The sequence below is a fragment of the Pseudoalteromonas sp. genome, assembly GCF_041613455.1.
Lineage (GTDB): Bacteria > Pseudomonadota > Gammaproteobacteria > Enterobacterales > Alteromonadaceae > Pseudoalteromonas.
Genome location: NZ_JBFJHD010000156.1, coordinates 1 through 7,195 on the forward strand (window position 1 = coordinate 1; position 7,195 = coordinate 7,195).

Annotated in this window: 7 protein-coding genes and 1 tRNA gene; 6 read left to right on the forward strand and 2 right to left on the reverse strand. The window is 42.9% G+C overall.

Features of this window, described 5'->3' with window-relative positions:
* On the reverse strand, positions 1-770 hold a 770-nt coding region (gene ansA / locus ABYB02_RS12685; protein WP_372762810.1), incomplete at its 3' end, for an asparaginase.
* A gap of 73 nt (positions 771-843) precedes the next feature.
* Positions 844-2,709: a signal peptide peptidase SppA gene (gene sppA / locus ABYB02_RS12690; protein WP_372762811.1), complete on the reverse strand. Its 1,866-nt coding sequence runs from the start codon at positions 2,707-2,709 to the stop codon at positions 844-846.
* 336 nt (positions 2,710-3,045) lie between these two features.
* Between sppA and ABYB02_RS12695 the strand changes: the two genes are divergently transcribed.
* The 6 genes from ABYB02_RS12695 to ABYB02_RS12720 all read left to right on the forward strand — a co-directional run.
* On the forward strand, positions 3,046-5,007 hold the full coding sequence (locus ABYB02_RS12695; RefSeq protein WP_372762812.1) for an FAD-dependent oxidoreductase: 1,962 nt from the start codon (positions 3,046-3,048) through the stop codon (positions 5,005-5,007).
* 144 nt (positions 5,008-5,151) lie between these two features.
* Complete coding sequence (locus ABYB02_RS12700) at positions 5,152-5,700, forward strand: NAD(P)H nitroreductase (protein ID WP_372762813.1); 549 nt, start codon at positions 5,152-5,154, stop codon at positions 5,698-5,700.
* A 206-nt stretch (positions 5,701-5,906) separates the two neighbouring features.
* A complete protein-coding gene (locus ABYB02_RS12705) occupies positions 5,907-6,284 on the forward strand; it encodes a hypothetical protein (RefSeq protein ID WP_372762814.1) in 378 nt (125 codons plus the stop codon).
* Between the two features lie 134 nt (positions 6,285-6,418).
* A tRNA-Ser gene (locus ABYB02_RS12710) sits at positions 6,419-6,509 on the forward strand.
* 51 nt (positions 6,510-6,560) lie between these two features.
* A complete protein-coding gene (locus ABYB02_RS12715; protein WP_372762815.1) occupies positions 6,561-6,947 on the forward strand; it encodes a hypothetical protein in 387 nt (128 codons plus the stop codon).
* 69 nt (positions 6,948-7,016) lie between these two features.
* A partial coding sequence (locus tag ABYB02_RS12720; protein ID WP_372762816.1) for an FKBP-type peptidyl-prolyl cis-trans isomerase N-terminal domain-containing protein occupies positions 7,017-7,195 on the forward strand: 179 nt, incomplete at its 3' end.

The following is a 7,195-nucleotide window of genomic DNA, read 5'->3' on the forward strand; positions in this document are numbered from 1 at the left end:
AAAATAGCTAAAAACGCCGGATCTTGTGGCGCGTTACCCACACCAAAACTTAATAATACCAGTGCTTTGATATTACCAGTGACTAAGCTTTGCACCACGTCTTTACAAATACCTGGGTATAAATGCAGCACACCAATAGGCTGCGCGGTAATATTAGTGACTTGTAATTCATTGTCTACATACGGACTGAGCTGCCCTTTGAGTAGCTGAATATTAATTCCTGAAAGCGCTAATGGCTCTAAGTTAGGAGAGGCAAAGGCATCGAAACCATCGGCATGAGCTTTGATCGCGCGGTTACCGCGAAACAACTGATTATTAAAAAATAAACTTACTTCAGCGATTGGGTAGTTGGCTGCTAAATACATGGCATTAAGTAAATTAACTTGGCCATCAGAGCGCAATTGCGACAGTGGTATTTGTGAGCCGGTAACAATAATCGGTTTGGTTAAATTTTCAAACATAAATGACAGCGCTGATGCGGTATACGCCATAGTGTCAGTGCCATGTAATACCACAAAACCATCGTAATCTTGGTATTTGCTTTTGATATCATCGGCAATCAGCTGCCAATGGGCAGGGGTCATATCCGATGAATCTATCAGTGGGCAGTATTCATGAATATCAAATAACGGCATTTCTTCGCGGTTAAACTCGGCGTTATTAACCACCGTCTCGGTTAAAAAGCCCTCGGCAGGAATATAGCCACGACTCGATTTTTTCATCCCAATAGTACCGCCAGTATAAGCGATATAAATGCGTTTACGTTTCATAAAAAAAGCCCAGTGAATTAACTGGGCTTAGTATAACTTTAAATACAACTGCTTATAAAGGCAGGGGGCGCTTTTATTGTGCCACCTTACACACTAAACAGCGCGCATAGACGCCTTGTGGGTCGTTATAATCTTTCAGCTTGTCGATTTCGCCCGTTAACTGTTTAACCACATTTTGCAGGTTTGCTTGACTCGCTAATACGTGTGTTGTGGCAGTATTGCTGCCTAGCATAGATTTAACCGCCGCAGTTCCTAAAATGTCTTGGATCATTTTTTGTTGTGGCGTCAGGCTGTGTTTAATTGTTTTAACTTCATAATGGTTAAGCTTAGCCAATGCCGCCGCAGCTTTAATAGCATCTTGCTTATCACCGAGTTTATCAATCAGGCCTAATTGCTGTGCTTGAGCGGCGATCCATACGCGACCTTGGGCAATGTTGTCTACTTGCGCTGGGGTCATATTACGTGCTTCGGCAACCACATTTAAAAAGCGCTGGTAGGCATCTTCCACACTCATTTGTATGACTTGTGCCATTTTATCGCTTAATGGACGTGTAAGTGATAAGCCCGCCATTTCGGTGGTAGCTACACCATCAGAATACACGCCTAAATTAGCTAAGGTGTCTTCAAAGGTCATGAAAGCACCAAATACACCAATTGAGCCGGTGATGGTACTTGGCGCCGCCCAAATTTCATTCGCAGCCGAGGCAATCCAATAGCCCCCTGATGCAGCCACTGAGCTCATAGACGCAATAACCGGTTTACCTGCGGCTTTCAGTGCTAACACTTCAGCACGAATGACTTCAGAGGCAAACATGCTACCGCCACCGGAATCAATCCGCAGTACTACGGCTTTCACCTTGTCATCTAAACGCGCTTTACGTAACAGTGCCGCGGTTGAATCGCCGCCGATTTCGCCGGCTTTACGCTCGCCATCAACTATGGTGCCTCTTGCAACCACCACCGCGACTTTTTCTGTCATCGGGTTATCAAATACCACTGGGGGTTTAACTAAGCTGAGGTATTCACGAAATGACACTTGTTTGAAGCTTTTACCTTTGGCATCAGCGCCCACTAAATCGATAAGCTGTTGACGAATTTGCTGATTAGTTTTTAATGAATCAACCCATTGATGCTCTAACGCATACTTGCCTGCATCACCGTTTACAGCGGTCATTTTAGCTAAAAAGTCAGCCATTGTTTCATCAAAGTTGCTTTCATCAAACGGGCGTACCGCCGCAATATCCTGTTTGTATTCATTCCACAGTGCACTGAGCCAAACGCGATTAGCTTGTTTTGCCTCGTCAGACATATCGTTACGGATAAATGGCTCAACTGCCGATTTAAAGGTGCCGACGCGAAATATATGCTGCGTTACTTTTAACTTATCCAGCGCCTCTTTAAAGTACAGTGGGTAGACGCCATAACCTTCAATCGCAACACTACCGTAGGGGTGCATAGTCACTTCATCGGCATGGGCTGCAATATAATATTGCGCTTGAGTATAGTAATAACCGGTTGCAATGACTTTTTTGCCGCTTTGCTTAAATTGCACTAATGCTTTGGTGATTTGTTTAAGCTTATTTAAATGAACGGCAGGCATTTGTTGTAAATCAAGTAAAATCATACTAATGCGACTATCGTTAGTCGCCTCGTTGATCACTTCAATAATATCGTCGAGTAAAATCTCGCCTGGCGATTCGGTGTTTGATGTGGCATCACTGATGGCCGCTTCAATGGGGTCGATGTAGGTTTTTTCTTCTACAATCGGGCCGTTAAGATTAAGTCTAAGTACTGAGCCGTCCTCAACCATTATTTTATCGCCATCACTTGAAAGCGATACAATAAAAACAATAACCAGCAATAAAAACACTATGTTTAGTATTAAACGGCGTGAAAAGTTAATTCCAGCCCAAATACCTTTAAATACCTTTGCTATCAAAATAGCTCCTTAATTTGGTACAGCTAATACATTACTTGCATCTTAGCTTAGAATAATAATTAATTTAACTGCTAAATCGTAACGAAGTATTTATAACGGCTGTAAACACAGCGCTAATGGTGCTTTTGGCCACTAAAACAGCAAAAAAATGATAGTCAGCAAGTGATTACAACAAATAATTGACGTGGTGCGCGTCTCAATATAAAGCGATTATGACAAAATGAGTGAATTTATAGGCGGTAGGAAGAAAATTATTAGTGCAGATATTGCTTATTGTTTAGCATTAACGCAGAATCGAGTTATGTATACAGGTTAGACCAGTTAACGGGGCACAGGATGTTAGAACAACAATTACAATTAAAACACACACAATTACGTAACCGCTTAGTGATGGGCTCAATGCACACCGGCCTCGAAGAGGGCTGGCATAACCGTAAGCGTTTGCGCGCCTTTTATGAAGCCCGTGCCAAAGGGGGCACAGCACTGTTAATAACCGGCGGCTATAGCCCTAATTTGCGGGGTAAATTAACGCCAATTTCATCCTCATTTAATAGTTACTACGACGTTTTCAAGCACCGTGCTTATACCGATGCCGTACATAAACATGGGGGGAAGATTTGTTTGCAATTATTGCACGCCGGTCGCTACGCCTATCATCCTTTTAATCAAGCACCGAGTGCCATTAAAGCGCCGATCACCCCCTATACCCCTAAAGCAATGTCATTAGGCGCTATTAAAAAAACCATTAAAGACTTTGCTCACTCTGCTCGTATGGCAGAAAAAGCGGGTTACGATGGGGTGGAGATCATGGGCTCAGAAGGCTACTTAATTAACGAGTTTATGGCGCCACATACTAATAAACGCGAGGATGAATTTGGCGGCAGCTTAGAAAACAGAATGCGGTTAGCTGTAGAGATAGTTAAGGCCGTGAGAGCAAAAGTGTCAGCGCAATTTTTAATTATTTTTCGTTTATCGGTGATGGATCTGATCCCTAACGGCTCTACCCCAGATGAAGTGACACGCCAAGCCATTGCACTTGAAAAAGCCGGTGTGGATATTTTTAATACTGGCATAGGCTGGCATGAAGCGCGCGTGCCGACCATTGCCAGTATGGTACCGCCGGGCGCCTTTAAAGAAGCGTCTAAACGTTTAAAAGACGTGATCAGTGCACCGGTGATAGCGGTAAACCGTATTAATACCCCTGCTATTGCGAATGAAATTTTAACCGCCGGGGATGCCGACTTAATTTCTATGGCGCGACCATTATTAGCCGATCCAGAATTCTTTAATAAATATAACGCGCAGCAAACACAGCATATTAATATTTGTATTGGCTGTAACCAAGGTTGCTTAGATCATGTATTTAAAAACAAACGCGCTACCTGTTTAGTTAATCCTCAAGCGGCGTATGAACTTGATTACCCATTAGAGAAAGCCAGCCAAGCTAAAAACGTTTTAGTGGTGGGGGCCGGTCCCGCGGGGTTATCTTCCAGCTGTTACTTGGCTGAAAAAGGCCATACGGTGACGTTGATTGATAAAAACAGCCAAATGGGCGGACAATTTAATTTGGCGATGCGTATTCCGGGCAAAGAAGATTTTAATCATACCTTAGCTTATTACACTAATGAGTTAGCGCGCTTAAATGTTACGGTAAAGCTTGGTGAAGCCTACGATGACAGCATGTTAGCGCACTATGATGATATTGTATTTGCAACCGGGGTACGCCCGCGTGAAGCCAATATTGAGTGCGCTGATGGCAAACGCATATTTGCTTACGATGAAGTGATCCGCGGTGAAGTCACCTTAGGTAAATCGGTTGCTATATTAGGCGCCGGTGGCATTGGTTTTGATATGGTGGCCTTTATAAGCGAGCAACCAGGGCAAAGCATTGCTGACTTTAAAACCCAGTGGGGGATTGAATGTGAGGCACAGCCGCATACTCATGACCGCCAACTCTATATGCTGAAACGCAGTGCGGGCCGCTTTGGGAGTGAGCTGGGTAAAACCACCGGTTGGATCCACCGTCAAGTAGCAAAGCAGCATAAGGTAAAACAAATAGCAGAGTGTCAGTATATTCGCTTTGATGATAAAGGCTTAACGATTAAAGTGGCGGGCGAGCAGCAAGTGTTACCGGTAGACACGGTCATTGCGTGTATAGGCCAAGTGTCAAATAATGAGCTGTTGGCCAATCACAGTGACAATGCCAAGGTCCACGTGATCGGCGGCGCTAAATTAGCGACGGCCATCGATGCTAAACGGGCCATTTTTGAAGCGCTACAGGTTGCCAGAAAAATCTAACGCACGATAGCAGCTATTAACAGCCTTGCTTGTTACTATCAACACTTTGTTACAGCTAGCCAGTGTTTTCGCTGACTAGCTGTTTTCCACATTTTTTCTTCACTAAATCAATGCTATGCTAGCTTTTTATTTTTAGAGGTGGTTATGAACGCAATTGAATTATTATTGACCCGTCAATCTGACGCCAAATTAGTAGCCCCAGGCCCAAGCGAGGAGCAGCTCGCGGTGATCAAACAAGCTGCATTACGTGTGCCCGATCACGGTGGCATTGCGCCTTGGCAGTTTATTATTGTTGAAGGGGATGCGCGTCATAAGTTAGGTGAAATTTTTCAGCAAAGTGCCATTGCAGAGCAACAAGCAGAAAAAATGATTGAGCGTACCAAAGACCACCCGTTGCGTGCACCCATGATAATTATCGCTATTGCTAAATATCAAGCGCATCCAAAAGTGCCGCATATTGAGCAGGTACAAAGCGCTGGGTGTAGTTTATTTGCCATGCAACAAGCGGCGTTTGCTCAAGGACTGGGTGGTATTTGGCGTACTGGCTTTTTTGCCCAAAGTTCGGCGGTTAAAAAAGCACTCAAGTTAGATGAAGTTGACGAAATAGTAGGCTATTTATATTTAGGCACACCCGCAGTAGAGTGTAAAAAACCGACACGTCACAAGGTTGATGATTATTTCAGCTATTTATAATCACGAGCTGAACTTTTGTGCAACGACAGACTCTTAGTTTATTAACCGAGTTACTATGTTAAAGTAGCTTGGTTAGACTCTTAGCTGTGAGAAGTGCATGGAGGCATGATACATAAGAATTCTTCTGCAGTTTGTTTTTTAATCGGTTGTTTTTTGATAAAGTATGGATGTTCTTAATAAAAATAACGATAAAGAAGACACATACCATGGGAAATTTATTTTTACGTGAAAAAGAAAACTGGCTAGCGTGGTCATTTTGGGGCGTGATAGGGGCTTTTATCACCTTGTATATTGCCGCAACGACTCACGCAGCGCATTTTATTATCGCTTCAGCCATCTCGGTGTTGGTTATTTTGACCTGGTGGATGCAGCAATCGAAACGCTTTGATTTTGGTCGTGCATTTAAAATATGCTGTTTTGTATTACTGTTAACCGTGTTGCCAGCCTTTTTGTTTGTGGTGTTGCCCAGCGACAACTTAAACCGTTTTGATTTGATTTTTCAAAGTGCGGTATTTTTAACCCTCAGCCTAGTGATGTGTTTAATCTGTTCGTGGATAGCGCGCAGGCCAAAACAATATTACTAAACAGCGCAATTTAGTCTGAGTGCTGTGTAATTAGTGTGAAACGTTTATCTTTTAAGCAGAAATAAGTTTTTTAGCGACTTTTTTATATTAACTCTTTACAAGTTAACTGTTTAGTCATATTATTCGCGCCGTACGGAGAGATGGCAGAGTGGTCGAATGCACCGGTCTTGAAAACCGGCATAGGTTTGTAGCCTATCTAGGGTTCAAATCCCTATCTCTCCACCATTATTTAAAAAACCGCCTTAATGGCGGTTTTTTGCTATCTGGAGCTTTATAATGTCTGCAACCCCTCAGTTATCCACCGCTCAGCGCCTTATAAAACATAGTTTATTATGGCTGGTATTTGCCTATTGTTACCAAAATGCGATTAGTGTGTTGGTTGCCATGGCATTAGATGCGCAACCAGATCATGCTCAGCTCACCGCGTTTATTTATGCTGTTGGCTTTAATCTGTTAACAGCCCATTTAATCACTAAATACGATAAATATTGGCCGCTTATTGCCGCGGCTTTTATGGCAATTGTAGGCTTAGTAGTGATACCGGTATTGCTGTTTGGCGCCAGTGGTTTATTGAGTTTGCCACTAGTTGCTGGAATTTTATGCACTTTACCACTGTGTACCTATATAGTCGGGCTAATAAAAGTAAAACACAGTGAAAACTAGCCCCAAACACGGTTTATTTTATGTTAGCATAGTCGCGTCTTTTAACTAACAAAACGTGAAATACACATTATGTCAGATAATTTTACTACAGATGCTGAAAAAGCAAGTTACGGTATTGGCTTACAAATGGGTGAGCAACTTAAGTCTAATCCTTTTGAAGGCTTAAACCTAAATTCAGTGTTTGAAGGCATGAAAGATGCGTACGCAGGTAGCGCTTTTCAAGTTGAGATCCCTGAGATCCAAGCTGC

Coding starts and splice junctions, on each gene's coding strand:
- ABYB02_RS12695 (WP_372762812.1), top strand. CDS start 3,046: ATGTTAGAACAACAATTACAATTAAAACACACACAATTACGTAACCGC.
- ABYB02_RS12715 (WP_372762815.1), top strand. CDS start 6,561: ATGTCTGCAACCCCTCAGTTATCCACCGCTCAGCGCCTTATAAAACAT.
- ABYB02_RS12705 (WP_372762814.1), top strand. CDS start 5,907: ATGGGAAATTTATTTTTACGTGAAAAAGAAAACTGGCTAGCGTGGTCA.
- ABYB02_RS12700 (WP_372762813.1), top strand. CDS start 5,152: ATGAACGCAATTGAATTATTATTGACCCGTCAATCTGACGCCAAATTA.